Genomic DNA, 19,984 nt, shown 5'->3' with positions numbered 1-19,984 from the left:
GGAGCGACACTCTATTCTAGGATATTTATAATTTTCCAGATATGGTTTTGAAAATCCCGGTGAACCGGTCCGGTCTCTCCCGGAGGTCAGCCCGGAAGGAGATCGTAGATCGTCGTCCGCCGCCGGAGCACCCGGCCGAGATCCCCTGCTATCCGCTGCATCTCCGCCGGATCCAGGTAATCGGTATCCCGGGCGCCCGCCTCCCGGGATATGCTCTCCTCAAAGAGCGTCCCGCCGAGGTCGTCTGCGCCCGCAAGAAGCCCGAGCTGCGCCATCTTCGTCCCGACCTTCACCCAGGAGGCCTGGATGTGGTCGAAGTTGTCGAGGAAGAGCCGGGCAACCGCAACGAGCAGGAGGTCTTCTCTGCCGGTCGCCCCGGGCGAGGCTTGCCCCGCCCGGTAGAGGGGGGTGTTTTTGTGGATGAACGAGAGGGGCACGAACTCCGTGAACCCGCGGGTTTCGTCCTGGATCTCGCGGAGGATTGCAAGGTGCCGGGCGCGATCGCCTGCGCTCTCGCAGGAGCCGTACATGATCGTCGCCGTCGACCGGATGCCGAGACGGTGCGCCTCCTTGATGATCCGGGTCCAGGTCGCCGTGTCGATCTTGTCGGGGCAGATCACAGCACGGATGCTGTCCACCAGGATCTCGGCCGCGGTCCCGCAGAGGGTGGCGAGACCCGCGTCCCTCATCATCTCCAGGACTTCCCCGGTGGAGATGCCGCTCTTTCTCGCGGCATACGCCACCTCCATCGGGTTGCTCGCGTGGATGTGTACGCCGGGAGCCTCGTCCCGTATCCAGGAGTAGATATCGGCATAGGATTGGGCGTCGAACTCCGGGTGAAGCCCGCTCACCGTGCAGACCTCGGTGACGCCGCGCTCGCGCGCCGCCCGCGCCTTCTCCCGCACCTCGGCCTCGCCGTAAAAGAAGGCATCGGCGTCGCCCGATTTCCGGGAGAAACCGCAGAACCCGCAGGCGTTCACGCAGAGGTTGGTGACGTTGATGTTCTGGTTCCGGACGTAGGTGACGGTATCACCGACTCTTCGTGCGCGGAGCTCGTCTGCGGCGGCGGCAATCGCCCAGACTTCCCGGCCGCGCGTCGAGAGGAGGCGGACGGCCTCCTCCTCCGTGAGCCGGTGGCCGGCAAGTGTATCGTCAAGCAGGGTATGCAGCGAGTTGGGCATCGTAAACAGCTCTCCTGTAGTTCCCGGATCTATTTTTCTTTCTCTTTTCGGCGCGCAAGGACGAAGTCGTGGATGAGGATGACGATGATGATGACGACGGCAAACTCCGCGAGGTGCAGGGGAAGGTAGCCGACGAGCGGCACCGCAACGAGGGCTTTCCCCACAATCCACTCTTTCTTCACCGGCTCGATCACCCCGACGCCCGCGATCCGGAGGTTCGGCTGGTCGGTGTAGGGGTTGTTGTCGCCTTTGGTGATGTAGCCGCCGTGCGGGTCGTCGTAGTAGGCCCCGAGCCCCGACTCAACTACGGCGGCGGTATCGACGTAGGTCATCGCGCGATGGATGATCGGGTTGACGGAGTCGGCACCGTTCGGCCGGTAGACGATCACGTCGCCGTAGTTCCCGAAGGACGTATGCCCCGTCCACCGCCCGTCGTCCCAGGTCGTCAGGGGGCCGAACCGGTCCTCGTCGACGACGAGCACCAGGTCGCCGACGTTCATGTTCGGGACCATGCTCTCCGACTCGATCGTGACCACCGCCGGCCAGGTCCCGGAGAAGAGGAAGAGGACGAGGGCGATACCCCCCACGACCGCGACGACCCAGAGGAGGTCGCGGGAGAGCGAGACGACCGGGTGGTCGCTCTCCCGGAACGCCGTAAGGGCCGATGCTGCACGCTGCAGCCAGGTGGTATCCGACATCTGTTCTAAAGAGATTGCTACCCTTCATATACATAAGTTCCCCGGATGTCCAGACCGGGGACAAAACGCGAAAAAAGGCTCTGTAGAATATCCCCCTCTGAGGCCATACCACTACCATTTTCATCGACAACAGGGGAACCTCCGGGAGATCTCGTTGCTTGGGGGTGTATGAAGTATTTCTCCGGAACGCGAAAAAGATAAACCCATATTGCCGGGGGGAGAATATCTTGGAGTCCATGCTCGCCAACGCCGAGATAGTACGCCGGTTCCTCGAGTTGAAACATCAGGTCCATCCCGACGTGGTGAGTTACATCCGTGAGCAGAACGATCCCGCGCTCATCGACCGGATTGCGGCGGGGGTCCCCGACGGCACTCTGGTCGTCTCCTCAGAGCATATCCCGGCCCTCAGGAAAGTCCGGGACGGGACGCGGTTCCTCGTCGACCCCGAGCTCGAGGTGATCATGGGGAGCGCCGGAACCACGGGCAGTATCACCGGCCACGAGGACGCCGTCCACTACTTCCGAAACCGCTACAACTGCCTCTCCTCGATGATCCGGAGCCGGATGACCACGATGCCGGTCGAGGCACTGGTGAAGTCTCCCCACCGCTACCGGGACGAGGAGTGCAGCATCATCGGGATGGTGGCCGACGCCCGGACGACCGCCAAAGGGCACCGTCTCATCGAGATGGAGGATCCGACCGGGGCGATCCGGGTGCTCTTCAACAAAGGGCGGGACGATTCGTTCGCGGAGGCGGAACGGATCCTCCCCGATGAGGTGCTCGGGGTCAAGGGAAAACTCTCGAGCGACGGCGGCCTCTTCTTCGCCGAGCAGCTCTTTCGCCCGGACGTCCCCATCAACAACGCCCCGTTCAAGAGCGACCGCCCGGGCAAAGCGATTCTCATCTCCGACGTCCATGTAGGAAGCGACACCTTCCTCGATGAGGCGTGGAACCGGTTCGCCGACTGGCTCCAGGACTCCGATGCCGCATACCTCCTGATCGCGGGCGACCTCGTCGACGGTATCGGGATCTACCCCGGACAGGAGAACGAGCTGACGATCAAGAACATCTACGAGCAGTACGACGTCTTTGCGGAGATGCTCCGCGACCTGCCCTCGCGGATCCGGATCGTCGCCGCGCCGGGGAACCACGACGTCGTCAGGATGGCCGAGCCGCAACCGGCTCTCCCGCCGGAGTTCACTGCGAAGTTCCCGTCAAACTGCACCCTTGTCGAGAACCCGTGCCTCTTAAACCTCCAGGGTGTCCGGGTCCTGATGTACCACGGCCGGTCGATCGACGACATGATCGGGCTCATCCCGGGCGCAAGTTACGAGCGGCCCGGGGAGATCATGGATGAGATGCTCAAACGCCGGCTGCTCGCCGTCCCCTACGGGATGCGGACGCCGATCGCCGCGATGAAGACCGACCGGCTCGTCATCGATCCCCTTCCCGAGATCCTTCTCACGGGGCACGTCCATATCTGCGGCATCACCCGCTACCGGGGCGTTCTCGGGGTGAACGCCGGCACCTGGCAGGCCCAGACGGCGTTTCAGAAGCAGATGAACATCAATCCAACACCTGCGCGAGCGTTTGTCATCGATCTCCAGACACTCCAGCCGGAAGTGATGGATTTCAGCTGACACCCGTTCTTTTTCCTGAATACTTTCCGCATGTTTAAAACTGTTGAATCCCATTGTATATGTTACACAATCGGAGGAATGCAGAGAGATGGATCTGGTGTATCTGGCACCCCTGTGTGCCGTTCTCGCTCTCCTGTTCGCAGGATACTCCTACATGAGTATCAAGCGGGAGGGTACGGGTACTGAACTGATGCAGAAGATTGCTGCCGCTATCCATACGGGAGCAATGGTCTACCTGAACAGGCAGTACCGCGCTATCGGAATATTTGTCATCGTGCTTGCCGTTGTCCTTGCGCTCGGGATCGGCGTGTTCACCGCCGCCTGCTTCGTGTTCGGCGCGGTCCTCTCGGCGACCGCCGGCTACATCGGCATGTTCACCGCCACGGCCGCAAACGTCCGGACCACGAACGCCGCACGGCGCGGGATCGCGGATGCGTTCCGCGTCTCATTCTCGAGCGGCTCGGTCATGGGCATGGCCGTGGTCGGGCTCGGGCTTCTCGGGCTCTCGATCGCGTATGTGGCTATCAGCACCTTCACGGGGCTTACCCAGGCTGAAGTCCTCACCCACGTGACCGGATTCGGTCTCGGCGCGAGCTCGATCGCCCTCTTCGCCCGTGTCGGCGGTGGCATCTTCACCAAGGCCGCAGACGTCGGCGCCGACCTCGTCGGCAAGGTCGAGGCAGGCATCCCCGAGGACGACCCCCGCAACCCTGCCGTCATCGCCGACAACGTCGGTGACAACGTCGGCGACGTCGCCGGCATGGGTGCCGACCTCTACGAATCCTACGTCGGCGCGATCATATCGGCGATGATCCTCGGCGTCGCCTTCGCGGCCACGCAGTTCGCGAACACCGACGTCATGAACGTGATCCTCCTCCCGCTGCTCATCTCCGCGGTCGGCATCATCGCGTCCATCATCGGCTCGCTCTTCGTCCGGACCAACAAGACCGAGAGCAGCGCCATCCACCTGGCCTTCAACAAGGGCCTGGTTGCTGCGATGGTCGTAACCATCGTCGCTACCTACTTCCTGGTGACAGGGCTCCTCGGGGCGGAGTACATCGGGGTCTTCTACGCCACCGTCGCCGGTCTCGTCGCAGGGTTCGCCATCGGCCTGATCACCGAGTACTACACCTCGTTCGACCGGAAGCCGACCCTCTCTATCGTGAAGTCCACTGAGACCGGGGCGGCGACCACCATCATCACCGGGTTTGCGAAGGGAATGGAGAGCACCATCTGGCCGGTCCTGATCGTTTCCGTCGCGATCTACGTCGCCTACACGACCGCCGGGCTCTACGGTATCGCCATCGCCGCCGTCGGCATGCTCGCGACGCTCGGGATCTCGCTCTCCGTCGACGCCTACGGCCCGGTCGCCGACAACGCCGGCGGTATCGCCGAGATGTCCCACCAGAAGCCCGAGGTTCGCGAGATCACCGATACCCTGGACTCTGTCGGCAACACGACCGCCGCCATCGGTAAGGGGTTCGCCATCGGGTCTGCAGCGCTGACGGCGCTCGCCCTCTTCGCCTCCTACACCCAGGCGGTCGGTCTCTCGGTCATCGACGTAGCGGTCCCGAACGTCTTCATCGGCGTTCTGATCGGTGCGATGCTTCCCTTCCTCTTCTGCGCCATCACGATGACGGCGGTCAGCAAGGCGGCATACAGCATCGTCCACGAAGTCCGCCGCCAGTTCAGGGAGATCACCGGCCTCATGGAGGGAAAAGCCGACCCCGACTACACCTCCTGTATCGCCATCTCCACGAAGGCAGCACTGCGTGAGATGATCCTGCCCGGCGTCCTGGCCATCGTCGCGCCGCTCTCCGTCGGGTTCGTCCTCGGCACCGAAGCTCTTGGCGGCCTGCTCGTCGGTTCGCTTGCGTCCGGGTTCCTCCTCGCCGTCACGATGGCGAACGCCGGAGGTGCCTGGGACAACGCAAAGAAATACATCGAGATGGGCCATCTCGGGGGCAAGGGTTCGGATGCCCACAAGGCAGCGGTTGTCGGCGACACCGTGGGCGACCCCTTCAAGGACACGTCAGGACCTTCCCTGAACATCCTCCTGAAGTTGATGTCCATGGTATCGCTGGTCTTTGCACCGCTGCTCCTGCTCTTCTAACCTTTTTTTTCAGGCCCGGTCAGGCCCGGTCTCTTCCAGGCGTCCATACCTTCATCCCGCCCGCCGACAACAGTAGAATGTGAACTCTCCCGCGGGCGGGGTGAGAGACCATGTTCCACATCTATCGCACAGTTGAAGCGGCCCCGGTGCCACGGACGGAGGAGACCGGCACGTTCGAGCCCGGTTCCTGGGTTTCGATGATCAATCCGCTGCGGGAAGAGATCGAGGAGGTCTCGGCAAGGCTCTCCATTCCGGGCGACTACCTCCGGGCGGCGCTCGATGAGGAGGAGCGGCCGCGGACCGAGAACGAGGACGGCATCACCCTGATCGTCATCGATATCCCGGTGCCCTACCCGGAACAGACGATCCTCTACACGACGATGCCGCTCGGGATCATCGTCACGCCCGACACCATCGTCACGGTCTGCCTCCGCGAGAACGCGATCATCCAGGACTTTGCGAACGGCCGGGTGAAGCTCTTCTACACCTTCAAGAAGACCCGGTTCGTACTGCAGATCCTCTTCCGGAACGCGTCCTACTTCCTCCAGTACCTGCGCCAGATCGAGCGATTATCCGACCGGATTGGGGCCGAACTGAACCAGTCGATGCGAAATAAGGAACTGATCCAGTTGATGAACCTCAAAAAGAGCCTGGTTTACTTCTCGACGTCGCTCCGGAGCAACCAGAGCGTCCTCGACAAGACCCTGACGTTCCAGCCGCTCCGGATGTACGAGGACGACACCGACCTCCTCGAAGACGTCATCGTCGAGAACAAGCAGGCGATCGAGATGGCAAGCACGTACTCGACGATCCTCACCGAGACGATGGATGCCTTCGCCTCGATCATATCGAACAACTTCAACAACATCTTGAAACTCCTCACATCGATCACCATCATCCTCGCGATCCCCACAATGATCGCGAGTTTCCTCGGTATGAACGTCCCGGTCCCCCTCGAGGACCACCCCTACGGGTTCCTCATCATCATCGTTCTCTCCCTGATCGTCTCCTCGCTCATCGCGGTGGCCATTAACCGGAAGGGCTGGTTGTAGTGCCTTTCTGGCCAGAAACAGGGGAAACCGGCCCCTTGCCCGGGCCCGGAAGCCCCACCTGGCCGACCGCAACATTTATTTTTTAGATTTTACATTATAGATCGTGATAAATTCTTCATGATAGATCATGTAAGATAGCGGCGCCGCGCGGGAGGAGGCGCCCGGGAAGATTACGCTCCCGGCGGAGCCGGCACCGGTTGCCGGCGACCGCATGTACGGCAGCACAACCACGGACCGAGCGGCCGGAAAGGTTGTCGGTCGGAGGATCAGCCACTTTTGCACGGTACGGTGGCCCATTCGGGGACCGGCCGCGGCAATCGGGTATGATGAATCGTGTAAATTGAGGAAGTATGGAGCAGACATTCACCGTGAAACTGGAAGAGAAACGCTACCTCCCCGACCCCCGGTGCAAGGCAACCGCCTGGACACCGGACTACACCCGGGCATACCAGGAGTTCATGCGTGACCCGGAGGCTTTCTGGGACCGGATCGCCCGTGAACTCTCCTGGTTCGAGTCCTGGGACCGGGTCAGGGAGTGGAACCCCCCGTATGCGCGATGGTTTGTCAACGCGAAGTTAAACATCACCGCAAACTGCCTGGACCGCCACGCCGCCGGTAGCCGGAAGGATAAGCCGGCGATCGTCTGGCGCGGTGAGGACGGGGCGGAGCGGGTCATCACCTACGACGGCCTCCACCACGAGGTGATGCGGTTTGCAAACGGCCTGAAGTCCCTCGGCGTCGGGAAAGGCGACCGGGTCTGCATCTACATGCCGCTCGTCCCCGAGCAGATCGTCGCGATGCTCGCCTGCGCCCGGATCGGTGCCGTCCACTCGGTGGTCTTCGGCGGATTCGGGCCCGACGCGCTCGCGATGCGGATCAACGACGCGGAGGCAAAGGTCCTCGTCATCGCGGACGTCGGTTACCGTCGGGGAAAGACCGTTCCGCTCCGTGAACTCGCGAGTGAGGCGCTCGCCCACACACCGTCCGTCGAGCGGGTCGTCGTCCTCCGGAGGGAGACCCCGGCTGTCGAACTCGACCCCGGGACGGAGGTCGACTACGCCGATCTGGTGGCCCGCGCCGCACCCGACTGCCCGGCGGAGGTGATGGACTCGGAGGACCCGCTCTTCATCCTGTATACGAGCGGTTCGACCGGCGCACCGAAGGGGATCGTCCACACCTGCGGCGGTTACATGGTCGGGACCTACTACACCGCCCGCCACGACTTCGACATCAAGGAGACCGATATCCTCTGGTGCACCGCCGACCCCGGGTGGATCACCGGCCACAGCTACATCGTCTACGGCCCGCTTGCGGTCGGGACGACCGTCGTCATCGCCGAAGGGACGCCCGACTACCCGGATCCGGGCGCCTACTGGCGGCTGGTTCAGGATCTGGGGGTGACGATCTTCTACACCGCACCGACGGCCATCCGGATGTTCATGCGCTACGGTGACGAGTGGCCGGCGAAGTACGACCTTTCGACGCTCCGCATCCTCGGGTCGGTCGGCGAACCGCTCAACCCGGAGGCGTTCGAGTGGTACTACCGCACCATCGGCGGCGGGCGGTGCCCGATCGTGGACACCTGGTGGCAGACCGAGACCGGGATGCACATGATCACCACGATGGTCGGCGAACCGATGAAGCCGGGGTTTGCCGGCAAACCCATTCCGGGCGCTGTCATGGACGTCGTCGACAGGAGGGGGTTCCCGGTCCCGCCCGGCACCGGCGGGTTCCTGGTGATCCGGGAGCCCTGGCCCGCCATGCTCCGGACGGTTCACGGCAACGACGAGCGTTACCGCGCCTACTGGAAGACCATCCCGGGGTGCTACACCGCAGGCGACCTCGCGGTGAAGGACGAGGACGGCTACATCATGGTCCTCGGCCGGGCGGACGACCTGATCGTCGTCGCCGGGCACAACATCGGGACGGCCGAGGTCGAGAGCGCGCTCGTCTCCCACGACGCGGTGGCGGAGGCCGCGGTGATCGGGAAACCCGACCCCCTGAAAGGGCACGTCATCAAGGCGTTCGTCACCCTCCGCGTGGGAGTGAGCCCCGGCGACGGCCTCACCGACGACCTCGCCCGGCACGTCAGGAAGAGCCTCGGGCCCGTCGCGGTTCCGGCCGAGATCGAGTTCATGGACAGGCTCCCGAAGACCCGGAGCGGCAAGATCATGCGCCGGGTCCTGAAAGCCCGCGAGCTCGGCATGGATCCGGGCGACATCTCAACGCTCGAGGAGTAGACGGTCATGACGGACACACCAACGATCTTCGGGCTGCCTGCGGAGAAGGGGCGATGGGGGCTCGTCGCCCTCGGCCTCGTCGCCAACCTCTGCCTCGGGAGCATCTACTCCTGGAGCGTATTTGTGGCGCCGCTCGCGGCGCACTTCACCGCGACGCTCGGCCGGGAGGTGACGGCGGCGGAGGTTCTCCTCCCGTTCTCGGTCTTCCTCGCCTTCTTCGCGATAGCGATGCCGCTCGCCGGGAAGTACATCGAGCGCTACGGCCCGCGGAGGGTGACGATCGTCGGCGGGCTCCTCACCGGCCTCGGGTGGCTCCTCGCCTCGACGGCGACGTCGGTCGAGGCCCTCTACATCGTCTACGGCGTTATCGGCGGTCTCGGGGTCGGGATCGCCTACGGGGCGCCGGTCGCCGTTGCTACCCGGTGGTTCCCGGACCGGCGGGGGCTCGCGGTCGGGCTTGCCCTCCTCGGGTTCGGGTTCTCGGCCTTCGTCACCGCGAACGCCGCCGGAGCCCTTATCGCCGCATACGGGGTGATGGCGACGTTCAGGATATTCGGGGCCGCGCTCATCGCCGTGCTGGTCCTCTCGGCCCTGCCGCTCCGGTTCCCGCCGGAGGGCTGGCGGCCGGCGGGATGGTCGGCACCCGCGCCCGGGGTCGGAACGACGCCGGTCTGCGAGTGCGACCGGAGAGGGATGCTCCGGACGGGAACGTTCTACGGGCTCTTCGCCTGCTACTTCGTCGGCTGCCTCGCGGGGCTCATGGCGATCTCGATCGCAAAACCGGTCGGGACCGAACTCGCCGGGGTCGACGCGGGGCTCGCGACGCTCCTCGTCGGGTTCTTCGCCGTCTTCAACGGGCTGGGCCGGCCGGCGTTCGGGAACCTCACCGACCGGATATCCCCGCAGAAGACGGCGATGCTGACGTTTGCGTTGATCGCGGCGGCGTCCGTCCTGATGTGGCTCGTGCCCGGCGTGCCCGCCTACGTCGTCTCGTTCGCCGTCCTCTGGGGATGCCTCGGGGGCTGGCTTGCGATCGCGCCGACGGCAACGGCGTCCTACTTCGGGACGTGCGACTACCCGCGCTGCTATGGGGTCGTCTTCCTCGCCTACGGCGCAGGCGCCATCGCCGGGCCGCAGCTCGCGGGGTTCATCCGGACGGCGACCGGGACGTATCTCGGGGTCTTCCCGTGGGTCGCGGCCCTCGCGGCGGTGGGGTTCGCCGTCGCCTGGCTCCTGATGCGGCCGCCGGCCGTTGCCCCGGCGAGAGAGCCCCTGCCGGGATCGGCGGTGGAAGAACAGGGTAATTGACTTAGAGGAATCGCTCCGCTAAGGATGAGTTCCTTCAAATTATCCTAAATCATTGACTCACGCGAAGCCGCGAAGGACGGTTATCCGAGAGCAACTCCCCTTCGCGGCTTCGCGCTCTTCGCGTGAGGCTATACTGCCTTCTATCGACGAACGGGTTTCCCCGGGGGTTGTGTGAAGCGTTCGACGGAGAGAACGGTTACACGCTCTCCGTGAGGCCGAGCCGCCGGAGCACTCCCGCGGCCGCCTCCATCCCGCCGTCAAGGTAGACGGCGCCGACAAGCGCCTCCAGGCACTCGGCGAGGACCCGGCCGGAGGTCCAGACCTTCTGCGCGGCCTCGCCCTTCCCCCAGCGGACGTAGTCCGCGAGAGCGAGGTCTTCGGCGAGAGCGCGGAGCCGGGTCATATTCACCAGGTTCATCTTGCGGTTCGTGATCGCGCCTTTGTCGTGCGCTCCCTTCGCGATCACCGCCTCCACGACGGCCACGTTGATGACCGCATCGCCGAGAGTGGCGAGAGCGTCCATGTGAGCATCGGCAGGGAGGCCGGCCTCCAGGGTGTAGGCGAGGCGGGTGAGCGCCCGCGTGAGAAGTGCGCGGTCACGAAAGGCATAGCCGATCCGCTCCTCGATCACGCCCGGGTCCCTGCGGCCGGCGTCACTCTGGCGCATAAAAAGAGATTACTCCAGGACTTCCGCCTTCTCGATCCGGACGGGGACCTTCGGCTTATCGGCGGAGCCCGTCTTCACCTTCCCGATCCTGTCGACGATGTCCATCCCGCCGACGACCTCCCCAAAGACCGGGTGGGCGCTCGGCGTCTGGGGGTTGTCCCAGTCGAGGTAGGTGTTGTCCACCAGGTTGATGAAGAACTGGCTGCCGCCGGTGTTCGGGCGTCCGGTGTTCGCCATCGCGATCGTCCCCCGGACATTTGAGTGGCCCTTCACGAACTCGTCGGTGATGGTGTAGCCCGGGCCGCCCGTCCCGGTGCCGGTGGGATCGCCGCCCTGGATCATGAAGTTCGCGATCACGCGGTGAAAGATCGTGCCGTCGTAGAACCCGGATTTTGCGAGTTTCTCAAAGTTTCCCGCGGTCACCGGCATGTCGTCGTAGAGGCGGATCGTGATATCTCCCATGGTCGTGTGGAGCACGACGTTCTTCTCAGCCATAGTCATTAACTCCGTTATGGTATTGTCCCGTTTTTCTACTTATACTGATGGAGGGCGGCATCCCGGGAGGCCTGGCCCACCAGGTCAACAAGATCAAATAAACAAACCTCGCGAGTAAAAGTGATTTATATGAGCAGCCCGGAAATATATGTATGTACTCCGGAGCGAACATTCTCCCCGGCCGGGATATATCCACCATTCCCCATCCGATCTCTGGCAGCGGAGGGCTCCCCGAATGAACCGCCGGGCGCCGGTCTTCATCATCACCGGCGGGCAGGGCCAGTGCAAGACGACGTTCCTGCACCTGGTTCTCGGGCTCATCGTCGGGCTGAACGTGCGTGCCCGCGGGGTCATCGCCCCCGGACACGTGCGGGACGGGCGGCGGTCGGGGTTCACCCTGGTCGACCTTGCCACCGGCGAGCACGAGGAACTCTGTTCGATCGACCCCGATCCCCGGTGCGAGGCCCACGGCCGGTTCTACTTCCGCCCCGAAGGACTCGCGTTCGGCCGCCGGGCGCTCGCGCCGCCCGACCCGCGGGAGACCGATCTGATGGTCATCGACGAGGTGGGGAGGTTCGAGCTCCAGGGCGTGGTCTGGGCGGAGCAACTCGACCGATTGACCGCGCACCCGCACCCGCCGATGGTCTGGACGGTCCGGCGCCGGCTCCTCGATACCGTCGTCGAGCGGTGGAATATCACGAACCCCGTCGTGGTGGACGTCGGGGCCGCGAGCGTTATGGCGACGGCGGACGCCGTGATGGATGCCGTCTGGGAGTGGCGGGAGGCGCAGACGTTCTCCCCGGTTCCGGCGCCTCCGGTTCCGGGGGATCGCATTGCCAACGATGCTCCCCTCTTCGCCGAGGCGGTCGCCGGGGGTTCCCCGAGTGCCCCGGCAATCCTCCGGCGGCGCTACGGCCCGGAAGGGTGATGCACTCAGGGCTGCTGCCCGCTCCGGATCGCCTCGATTACCGCGCCCGCGAGCCGCTCGATCTCGTCGAACCGGGGCTCCGCCATACCGTTTTCGACGACCCCGCATTCGGTCGCGACGACATGCAGGTCCGGCTCGACCCTGTTCTCCCGGAGTTTTTTGAGCGCACAGGCGTCCTCGCAGCCGTCCAGCGCGAGGATTCGGCCGGAAAGCGACGCAGGCAGGCGGTTCGCCGGGATCGAGGTCTCTATTGCGCCCGGATACCGCTGCAGGACCACCATCCCCACCCGGCCGGTCAGCTTCCCGGTGTTCGAGAGGCCTGAACAGGTGACGAGGGTGACGGGTTCCGTCACGGCCTCACTCCATTTCGAGCGCTTTTGCGGCCGCCCGCCCGATCAGTTCCGGCGGGATTGCCTCGTACTCCTCGCCGTTGTAGCGGAGCGTCCGGCACTCCGCGTTTCCCCCGCAGGAGTCGCAGGATGCGCAGGAGCAGGACGTGGTCGTCACCTCGACCCCCTCCAGGAGTTCCTCGACCGGGATGCCGTTGAAGAGGAGGCGCTCCGATCCTGCGGGGGCATCATCGGGGAGGACGGTCTCGTCCACCCGGACGCTGACCCCCTCCATCTCGAGGAGCATCCGGATCTCCGCGAGAACGGCCGAAAGCGTCATTCCGGTCTCCTCAAACTCTTCGGCGGTCTTCTCGATCTCGTTTCCGATGTGTTTCCATTCGATGACGAGTTCCTTCTTCATGGTGTACCTCCTCCGTTGGTGGTAGCGGGACAAGTCACTGTCGCCTCCCCGCCGTACCACCGGTCCCGAAACCGGAGGGTGACGTTCAGCACCGCGTCTGATTACCTCTACAGACGTTTTCCTCAGTACCGGCGGCCCACACCCGTCTCCGGCCGGGCCCGACTCAGGAGACGCCGGATCCCGATCAGCGCGATCATATTCATATATTTGAATATACCAATATCCGGGTGTGCAAGGGAAGATAAAACTGCTGAAAGCTCTCGCCGATGAGACACGAGTAAAGATCGTCCAATGCCTGATGGATGGCGAGCGATGCGCGTGTACCCTCGTGCCGGCCGTTGGAAAGGCACAACCGACAGTCTCGCAGCACCTCAGGATCCTGGAGGAGGCCGGGGTCCTGGAGTCGCGGAGGGACGGCGTAAACATCTGGTACAGGATCCGATCGGATCAGGCGGTTCAGATCCTGAAGATCCTCGACATTCAGAGTATTGAAATACCCATTTCCTGTAGCGGGGGTGACCATGACGAACGATAGCGTGATAGCATTCAAAGAAGCGATCTCCTGTTCGGGGTTTGCGCGCCGGGAGATGGGAGCGAAATGAGCACTCCTCCACCAACATCTGAGACCGATACGGTTACCCTGCAGATTCAGGGGATGGACTGCACCTGCAACGCCGACCTGCTCGCCCGAAAACTGGATGCCCTCGCCGGCGTCCGGGGCCACGAGATCACGCCGGTCACCGGTCAGGCCCGGATCAGCTACGATCCCACGATCGTCAGGGTCCAGGAGATCATCCGCACCGTCGCTGAGACGGGGATGACCGCCTCGCAGGTGCGGAGCGAGGGGCGGAAGAGCACCTGGTGGCGTGAGCCACAGCAACTCGCCCTCTACGGGAGCTTCCTCACCGCAGTGATCGCCTTCGTCGCGGGATACTTCGGGACGTCGCTCACCATCGTGAACGGGCTCTACCTGCTCGCCGTGCTCATCGGCGTCTACTATCCGGCACGAAAGGCCCTGATCGCGCTCAAGAACCTGACGCCGACGATCCACCTGCTCATGCTGATCGGCTCGGTCGGCGCGATGGCGCTCGGCCTCTGGGGAGAGGCCGCGGTCCTGATCATCGTTTACTCCCTTGGCGACGTCCTCGAGTCCTACGCCGTGGATAAAGCCCGGGGTGCGATCCGGTCGCTCATGGCGCTCGTGCCGAAGGAAGCGCTGGTCAGGCGCAACGGCCGCGAGACCATCTGTGCGGTCGAGACGATCGGCGTCGGCGAAGTCGTGATCGTCCGACCGGGCGAGCGGGTGCCGGTCGACGGCACGGTCGTCGCGGGGTCGTCGTATGTCGACCAGGCAGCGGTCACGGGAGAACCGGTTCCCGTGCACCGCGGCCCCGGCGAGGACGTTTTCGCCGGGACGATCAACCAGAACGGGTCACTCGAGGTCCGGGTCACGAAACCGGCGTCCGAGACGATGCTCTCCCGGATCATCCTCTCGGTCGAGGAGGCGCAGGCGAAGCGGACGTCATACCAGCGGTTCTCGGACTCCTTCGGGAAGTGGTACACGCCGGCCATGTTTGTCCTCGGCGTGCTGGTCGCCACCGTGCCGCCGCTCTTCTTCGGCGCCGAGTGGTATCCGTTCATCTACCGCGGGCTTGTCGTCTTCGTGGTCTCGTGCTCCTGCGGCCTTGCGCTCTCCGTGCCCGTCGCAGTGGTGGGCGCAATGGCGAACGCTGCGAAGCAGGGGACAGTCTTCAAGGGCGGCGCCTACCTCGAGACCATCGACACGGTGAAGGCGATCGCGTTCGACAAGACCGGGACCCTGACCATCGGACGGCCCGTGGTCACGGAGGTCGTGGCCTTCAACGATCTCACCGGGGATGAACTGCTCGACCTCGCCGGCTGCATCGAGTCGCGGTCGGGCCACCCCCTCGCGGCCGCGATCGTCCGGAAGGCTCGCGAGAGCGGGACCTTCTCGGGTCGGCCGGCCGTTCAGTTCGAGGAGACGGCCGGGCGCGGGGTCGCGGCGACGGTGGATGGCCAGGCATGCCGCATCGGCAGTTCCCGCGCCATGCTCGAACAGGGTATCGACATCGGTCACGCAGAGGAGACGATCGCCCGGATCGAGGGTGAAGGCCGGACCGTGGTCCTCGTGAGCCGCGACGGGACGCTCGCCGGCCTGATCGCGATCGCCGATGAGGTGCGGCCCGGCGCGGTCGAGGCCTTGCAGCGGTTAAGACGCGCCGGTGTCCGGACCGTGATGCTGACCGGTGACAACGAACGGAGTGCCCGGGCCATCGCACGGCGTGTCGGTGTGGATGAATACCGGGCGCAGCTCCTGCCGACGGATAAGGTCGACGCGGTGCGGCATTTAAAAGAGCAGTACGGTGCGGTGGCCATGGTCGGCGACGGCATCAACGACGCACCTGCCATGGCCGCCGCGGACGTCGGGATCGCGATGGGCGCGGCAGGCACGGACATCGCGATCGAGACCGGCGACGTGGTGCTGATGTCCGACGACCTCGGGAAACTCGCGTATGTGCGCGAACTCTCGCACCGGACGGTCACCGTGATCCGGCAGAACATCGCCGTCTCGTTGATCAACGTCGCGTTCATGGTCGTCGCGGCCCTGCTCGGCTACCTCGGGCTGGTCACGGGCCTGCTCCTGAACGAGGGGAGCGCGATCTTCGTGATCTTGAATGCCCTGCGTCTGCTGACGTGGCGGAGCGGCGCCGAACCTGAGATCTCCGCTGCTGCCCAGATAAGGGCTCCCGCCATTCCGACTGCAGCGCAGACGACGGCGGCTGTTGGCTGCTGCTCCTGTACCGCGCCTGCGGGCGGTGCGCTACCCGTTCCTTCAACGGCGGGAGCCGGTGGCTGCTCGTGCGGGGAACCGCAGATCTCCGTCGCCGCCGGGGCGACAGGTGCGTGCTGTTCCGGCGCGGAGGACGTCGGTGCGGCATCGACGGCGACAGTCCCCGCGGGGGCCGGATGTTCCTGCGGTGATACGTCGCTCGACCGGGATTTGCCGACCGCAATCCTCGTCGAGACAGAAGGTTGCTGTTGTTGCGGAGAGTCTGCCGACGAGGTGCTGCCTCCAGCCCCCATCCCCGGCAACGGATCCGGATCGTCCGGTCCTGCGACCGCGACGTTCCGGCTCGAAGGGCTCGGTTGCGCCTGTGAGGGGCAGATGGTCGAGAAACGGGTGAAGGCCCTGAAGGGGGTGACCGCTTTCACCCTGAATGCGATCACGAACCAGCTGAAGGTCACCTACGACCCGGCCGCTGTCTCGGTCGACGACATCGTGATGGCGGTAAAGAAGGCGGGCGTGACCGCGGTCCCTGTGGACCGGCGCTGATTGCAGTTACACAGACCGAGTTCGAGGTGACGTGATGCAACAAAAGACGATGATTGGTGGCTGCCTGATCCTGCTTGCGGCCATACCAACCGGTGGACTGACGCTCACCGGCACCGGGGACCGACACACCCCCGGACACCACGGAGAACGACCATGGCTGAAACTATGAAACGGCTCTCATTCCTCGATCGCTACCTGACTCTCTGGATCTTCCTCGCGATGGCGGTCGGGATCGGGATTGGGTACTTCTTCCCCTCGGTCCCACAGGCGATCACCGGCTTCGCGGTCGGCACGACCTCGATCCCAATCGCGATCGGCCTGATCGTGATGATGTACCCGCCGCTCGCGAAGGTCCGGTACGAGGAACTCGGCAACGTCTTCCGCGACCGGAAGGTGCTGGGCTTATCGCTCTTCCAGAACTGGCTTGTCGGGCCCGTGCTGATGTTTGCCCTCGCGGTCCTCTTCCTCGCCGACCGGCCGGAGTTGATGTACGGCCTGATTCTTGTGGGCCTCGCCCGGTGCATCGCGATGGTGATCGTCTGGAACGACCTCGCCGGCGGGAGCTGCGACTACTGTGCTGCGGTGGTGGGCTTAAACTCCGTCTTCCAGGTCTTCTTCTACTCGATCTACGCGTACATCTTCATCACGGTTCTGCCGCCGCTCCTCGGGATCGGGACCGGCACCGCGATCAGCATCACGATCGCCGAGATCGCGACCTCGGTCTTCATCTACCTCGGCATCCCGTTTATCGCCGGGTTTCTGACCCGCTTTATCCTGCTACGGGTACGATCGAAAGAGTGGTACGAGACCCGATTCATCCCGCGGATCTCGCCCCTGACCCTCGTCGCCCTGCTCTTCACGATCATTGTGATGTTCTCGACCCAGGGGGCGAACATCATCCAGGTCCCGTTCGACGTCGTCCGGGTCGCGATCCCGCTCCTGATCTACTTCCTCGTGATGTTCTTCGTCGCGTTCCGGATGAGCCACCGGCTCAACGTCGACTACCCGCGTTCGGCGACCCTGGCCTTCACAGCAGCGTCGAACAACTTCGAACTCGCCATCGCCGTCGCTGTTGCGGTCTTCGGCATCGGCTCGCAGGTCGCGTTCGCGACCGTGATCGGCCCCCTCGTCGAGGTGCCGGTCCTGATCGGGCTCGTCAACGTCGCGCTCTGGCTCAAGAAGCGGTGGTATGCAAATGAGCCGGCCGCTCAGTGCGCCGTCGATCAGGGGGTCGTATGAACTGCGGCCGCCCTGCCTGCACCTGCGTGGAATTGAGCGGGAGGTCTTGACAGCCAGCGAAGAGGTTCAAGAGAGGGTTCGGCGATCAACGTCCGCCTGCTACCAGGAGGCGCGCACGGGGTTCTGGGGACAGGTCCTCTGCGACCCCGATGCCTCTCCTGGTAACCGGGAGCCCTGATGGCAGCGAAGCAGGCCCCTGCGAGTCGGTTGCTCCGGGTCGCACAGGGGGAGTCCAACAGGGTGGTGGCGACAGCGAAAACCGCCGGAACGCCGGGGAGTCGCTCTGCCGGTGCGGCGGTATCGCAGGACTGGTAGAACGGTTGCCGGAAGATGAGATCCTGGCGATGCTCGCCGTCCAGCCGCTCTGCGTCTGCGTCGTCAAGGCAGCTCGGGATCGCGGACTCGAAACTCTCCTACACCTCGGCGTCCTGAAGAAGGCGGGCCTGATCACCGGCGAAGCACAGGGAAACAGGATCATCTACCGGCTGACCGCCGACGGTGAGGCGTGGGCGCGGCGGGTGGCAGGCGACGCCGAGGACTGAGTGTTTGCTTCACGCAAAGTGCGAGCGTAAGAAGCCGTCAGACTTCGAACCGCAATGGGCGCGATGCGTGGTGGGTGGAAATTTTAATCACGTTCGCGGCTTCGCGTCTTTTGCGTGAGGCCGTACTTATCCTGATCAATTAACTCACGAGAAGAACGACGCTCCCTAGGAGCGGAGTTGGAGCACCGGAGGTGCGAGGCGCGAAGAATACCAGGTGGGTTTTTAACTTCTTCACGGCCTCGCACGAGATCCGGAGGGACGACTCTCCGTGCCAGAAAACCCTCCCGAAAAAAAGGATCCCGGGGCCTTATACCCTGAGCCCCTCTAAAAACATCCGGTGCAGCCGGAGGTCCCCGCCGAGCTCCGGGTGGAAGGCGAACGCCATGTGCCGGCCGTGCCGGACGGCGACAATCCCTTCCGGGATCCGGGCGAGCACCTCGACGCCGGAGCCGACGTCCGTCGCCACCGGCGCCCGGATGAAGACCGCCCGGAAGGGTTCGGCGAGGCCGGCAACCTCGAGCATCGCCTCGCGGGAGTCGACCTGCCGCCCGAAGGCGTTGCGCGCGACGTGCATCGGGATGAGGGAGAGGGGCCGCACCCGCGGGTCGTCCACTTGGTCGGCAGAGAGGACCATTCCCGCACAGGTGGCGAAGATCCCGCCCTCGAACCCCACAAGCGGCTCATAAAGCCCGTTCTTCTCGATCAGCCGGGAGTTCGTCGTCGACTCGCCGCCCGGTATCGCGAGCGCGTCGAGATCCGCGAGGTCCTCCACGTGCCGGACCGTCACAACCGACGAGCCCGGCCTCTCCGTGAGGGCCTCCCGGAACGCCGCGATATGCTCGGCGACGTCGCCCTGGAGCGCGAGGACGCCGACCTTAACGCCCACGGGTCTGCAACACCTCGTCTTCGCGGAGGAGATGGACGTCGAGGCCCTTCATCGCCTCACCGAGACCCTTGCTCACCTCTGCGATGACCTTTGCGTCGTCGTAGTGGTTCACGGCCTCCACGATCGCCCGGGCTGTCGCCTCGGGGTTCGCGGACTTGAAGATGCCCGACCCGACAAAGACCCCGTCGGCGCCGAGCTGCATCATCAGGGCCGCGTCGGCGGGCGTCGCGATCCCGCCCGCGGAGAAGTTTACCACGGGGAGGCGGCCGCGCTTTGCGCACTCGATGACGAGCTCCACGGGCGCCTCGATATCGCGGGCGCAGTCGACGAGCTCCTGGCTGGAGAGGCCGGAGAGCGCCCGGATCCCGCCCATGATCGCCCGCATGTGGCGGACGGCCTCCACGACGTTGCCGGTCCCGGCCTCGCCCTTCGTCCGGATCATCGCCGCCCCCTCGTCGATACGGCGCAGCGCCTCCCCGAGATTCCGGGCGCCGCAGACGAACGGCACGGAAAACCGGGTCTTATCGATATGGAACTGCTCGTCGGCCGGGGTCAGCACCTCGCTCTCGTCGACCATATCCACGCCGAGGGCTTCCAGGATCTGCGCCTCGACGAAGTGGCCGATCCGGGCCTTCCCCATCACCGGGATGGAAACCGCATCGATGATCTCGACGATCTTCTGCGGGTCGGCCATACGGGCCACGCCACCGGCCGCTCTGATATCGGCGGGGACTCTCTCAAGCGCCATGACGGCGACGGCACCGGCCTCTTCGGCGAGCTGCGCCTGCTCTGCGTTGACGACATCCATGATGACGCCCCCCTTCTGCATCGACGCAAAGCCGCGCTTGATCAGCTCGGTGCCAAATCTCAGTTCCTCGAGTTTCATTATT

The 19,984-nt window shown here is 64.5% G+C and carries 18 protein-coding genes; 10 read left to right on the top strand and 8 right to left on the bottom strand.

Annotated elements, in window-relative coordinates; all coding sequences use genetic code 11:
* Positions 1–86 precede the first annotated feature (86 nt).
* Together cofH and MchiMG62_RS01205 are read right to left on the bottom strand one after the other, a co-directional pair.
* Complete coding sequence (gene cofH / locus MchiMG62_RS01210; RefSeq protein ID WP_221057540.1) at positions 87–1,181, bottom strand: 5-amino-6-(D-ribitylamino)uracil--L-tyrosine 4-hydroxyphenyl transferase CofH; 1,095 nt, start codon at positions 1,179–1,181, stop codon at positions 87–89.
* Between the two features lie 29 nt (positions 1,182–1,210).
* Positions 1,211–1,879, bottom strand: a complete 669-nt coding sequence (locus MchiMG62_RS01205) for a S26 family signal peptidase (RefSeq protein WP_221057539.1) — start codon at positions 1,877–1,879, stop codon at positions 1,211–1,213.
* A gap of 236 nt (positions 1,880–2,115) precedes the next feature.
* Here MchiMG62_RS01205 and MchiMG62_RS01200 point away from each other — a divergent pair, with 236 nt between their 5' ends.
* From MchiMG62_RS01200 to MchiMG62_RS01180, 5 genes are all read left to right on the top strand, one after another.
* Entirely contained in the window at positions 2,116–3,519 is a 1,404-nt protein-coding gene (locus MchiMG62_RS01200; protein ID WP_221057538.1) for a DNA-directed DNA polymerase II small subunit, read from the top strand.
* Positions 3,520–3,607: 88 nt separating this feature from the next.
* Positions 3,608–5,632 carry a sodium-translocating pyrophosphatase gene (locus tag MchiMG62_RS01195; RefSeq protein ID WP_221057537.1) on the top strand — a complete coding sequence of 675 codons (2,025 nt, stop codon included), beginning with the start codon at positions 3,608–3,610 and terminating at the stop codon, positions 5,630–5,632.
* Between the two features lie 110 nt (positions 5,633–5,742).
* The gene (locus tag MchiMG62_RS01190; RefSeq protein WP_221057536.1) at positions 5,743–6,684 is read left to right on the top strand and encodes a magnesium transporter CorA family protein; all 942 of its coding nucleotides are present in this window, start codon (positions 5,743–5,745) and stop codon (positions 6,682–6,684) included.
* Positions 6,685–7,034: 350 nt separating this feature from the next.
* Positions 7,035–8,924 (top strand): acetate--CoA ligase, encoded by a 1,890-nt coding sequence (acs, locus tag MchiMG62_RS01185; RefSeq protein WP_221057535.1) that lies wholly within the window; start codon positions 7,035–7,037, stop codon positions 8,922–8,924.
* 6 nt (positions 8,925–8,930) lie between these two features.
* The gene (locus tag MchiMG62_RS01180) at positions 8,931–10,232 is read left to right on the top strand and encodes an L-lactate MFS transporter (RefSeq protein ID WP_221057534.1); all 1,302 of its coding nucleotides are present in this window, start codon (positions 8,931–8,933) and stop codon (positions 10,230–10,232) included.
* Between the two features lie 196 nt (positions 10,233–10,428).
* Here MchiMG62_RS01180 and MchiMG62_RS01175 read toward each other — a convergent pair whose 3' ends face one another.
* Together MchiMG62_RS01175 and MchiMG62_RS01170 are read right to left on the bottom strand one after the other, a co-directional pair.
* A complete protein-coding gene (locus MchiMG62_RS01175; protein WP_221057533.1) occupies positions 10,429–10,899 on the bottom strand; it encodes a ribonuclease III domain-containing protein in 471 nt (156 codons plus the stop codon).
* A gap of 9 nt (positions 10,900–10,908) precedes the next feature.
* On the bottom strand, positions 10,909–11,394 hold the full coding sequence (locus MchiMG62_RS01170) for a peptidylprolyl isomerase (protein ID WP_221057532.1): 486 nt from the start codon (positions 11,392–11,394) through the stop codon (positions 10,909–10,911).
* Positions 11,395–11,629: 235 nt separating this feature from the next.
* Here MchiMG62_RS01170 and MchiMG62_RS01165 point away from each other — a divergent pair, with 235 nt between their 5' ends.
* Positions 11,630–12,322 (top strand): nucleoside-triphosphatase, encoded by a 693-nt coding sequence (locus MchiMG62_RS01165; protein WP_221057531.1) that lies wholly within the window; start codon positions 11,630–11,632, stop codon positions 12,320–12,322.
* A 5-nt stretch (positions 12,323–12,327) separates the two neighbouring features.
* Here MchiMG62_RS01165 and MchiMG62_RS01160 read toward each other — a convergent pair whose 3' ends face one another.
* On the bottom strand, positions 12,328–12,675 hold the full coding sequence (locus MchiMG62_RS01160; protein ID WP_221057530.1) for a putative zinc-binding protein: 348 nt from the start codon (positions 12,673–12,675) through the stop codon (positions 12,328–12,330).
* Positions 12,676–12,679: 4 nt separating this feature from the next.
* A complete protein-coding gene (locus tag MchiMG62_RS01155; RefSeq protein WP_221057529.1) occupies positions 12,680–13,072 on the bottom strand; it encodes a DUF2703 domain-containing protein in 393 nt (130 codons plus the stop codon).
* Between the two features lie 229 nt (positions 13,073–13,301).
* Between MchiMG62_RS01155 and MchiMG62_RS01150 the strand changes: the two genes are divergently transcribed.
* The 4 genes from MchiMG62_RS01150 (at position 13,302) to MchiMG62_RS13145 (ending at position 18,208) form a co-directional block, all read left to right on the top strand.
* Positions 13,302–13,607: an ArsR/SmtB family transcription factor gene (locus tag MchiMG62_RS01150; RefSeq protein ID WP_221057528.1), complete on the top strand. Its 306-nt coding sequence runs from the start codon at positions 13,302–13,304 to the stop codon at positions 13,605–13,607.
* A gap of 63 nt (positions 13,608–13,670) precedes the next feature.
* Positions 13,671–16,427 (top strand): heavy metal translocating P-type ATPase, encoded by a 2,757-nt coding sequence (locus MchiMG62_RS01145; protein ID WP_221057527.1) that lies wholly within the window; start codon positions 13,671–13,673, stop codon positions 16,425–16,427.
* Positions 16,428–16,580: 153 nt separating this feature from the next.
* The gene (gene arsB, locus MchiMG62_RS01140) at positions 16,581–17,666 is read left to right on the top strand and encodes an ACR3 family arsenite efflux transporter (RefSeq protein WP_280636165.1); all 1,086 of its coding nucleotides are present in this window, start codon (positions 16,581–16,583) and stop codon (positions 17,664–17,666) included.
* Between the two features lie 149 nt (positions 17,667–17,815).
* On the top strand, positions 17,816–18,208 hold the full coding sequence (locus MchiMG62_RS13145) for an ArsR/SmtB family transcription factor (RefSeq protein ID WP_244987749.1): 393 nt from the start codon (positions 17,816–17,818) through the stop codon (positions 18,206–18,208).
* A gap of 307 nt (positions 18,209–18,515) precedes the next feature.
* Here the strand turns inward: MchiMG62_RS13145 and pdxT are convergent, their stop codons facing one another.
* Both pdxT and pdxS read right to left on the bottom strand, forming a co-directional pair.
* Positions 18,516–19,094 carry a pyridoxal 5'-phosphate synthase glutaminase subunit PdxT gene (gene pdxT, locus MchiMG62_RS01130; protein ID WP_221057526.1) on the bottom strand — a complete coding sequence of 193 codons (579 nt, stop codon included), beginning with the start codon at positions 19,092–19,094 and terminating at the stop codon, positions 18,516–18,518.
* Positions 19,084–19,980 (bottom strand): pyridoxal 5'-phosphate synthase lyase subunit PdxS, encoded by an 897-nt coding sequence (gene pdxS / locus MchiMG62_RS01125; protein ID WP_221057525.1) that lies wholly within the window; start codon positions 19,978–19,980, stop codon positions 19,084–19,086. Before pdxS ends, pdxT begins: the two co-directional genes overlap by 11 nt.
* Between the last annotated feature and the right edge of the window lie 4 nt (positions 19,981–19,984).

The organism is Methanoculleus chikugoensis (assembly GCF_019669965.1).
Taxonomy (GTDB): Archaea; Halobacteriota; Methanomicrobia; order Methanomicrobiales; family Methanoculleaceae; genus Methanoculleus; species Methanoculleus chikugoensis.
The sequence above is the reverse complement of the archived record's forward strand: the minus strand, read 5'-3'. Positions and strand labels throughout refer to the sequence as shown.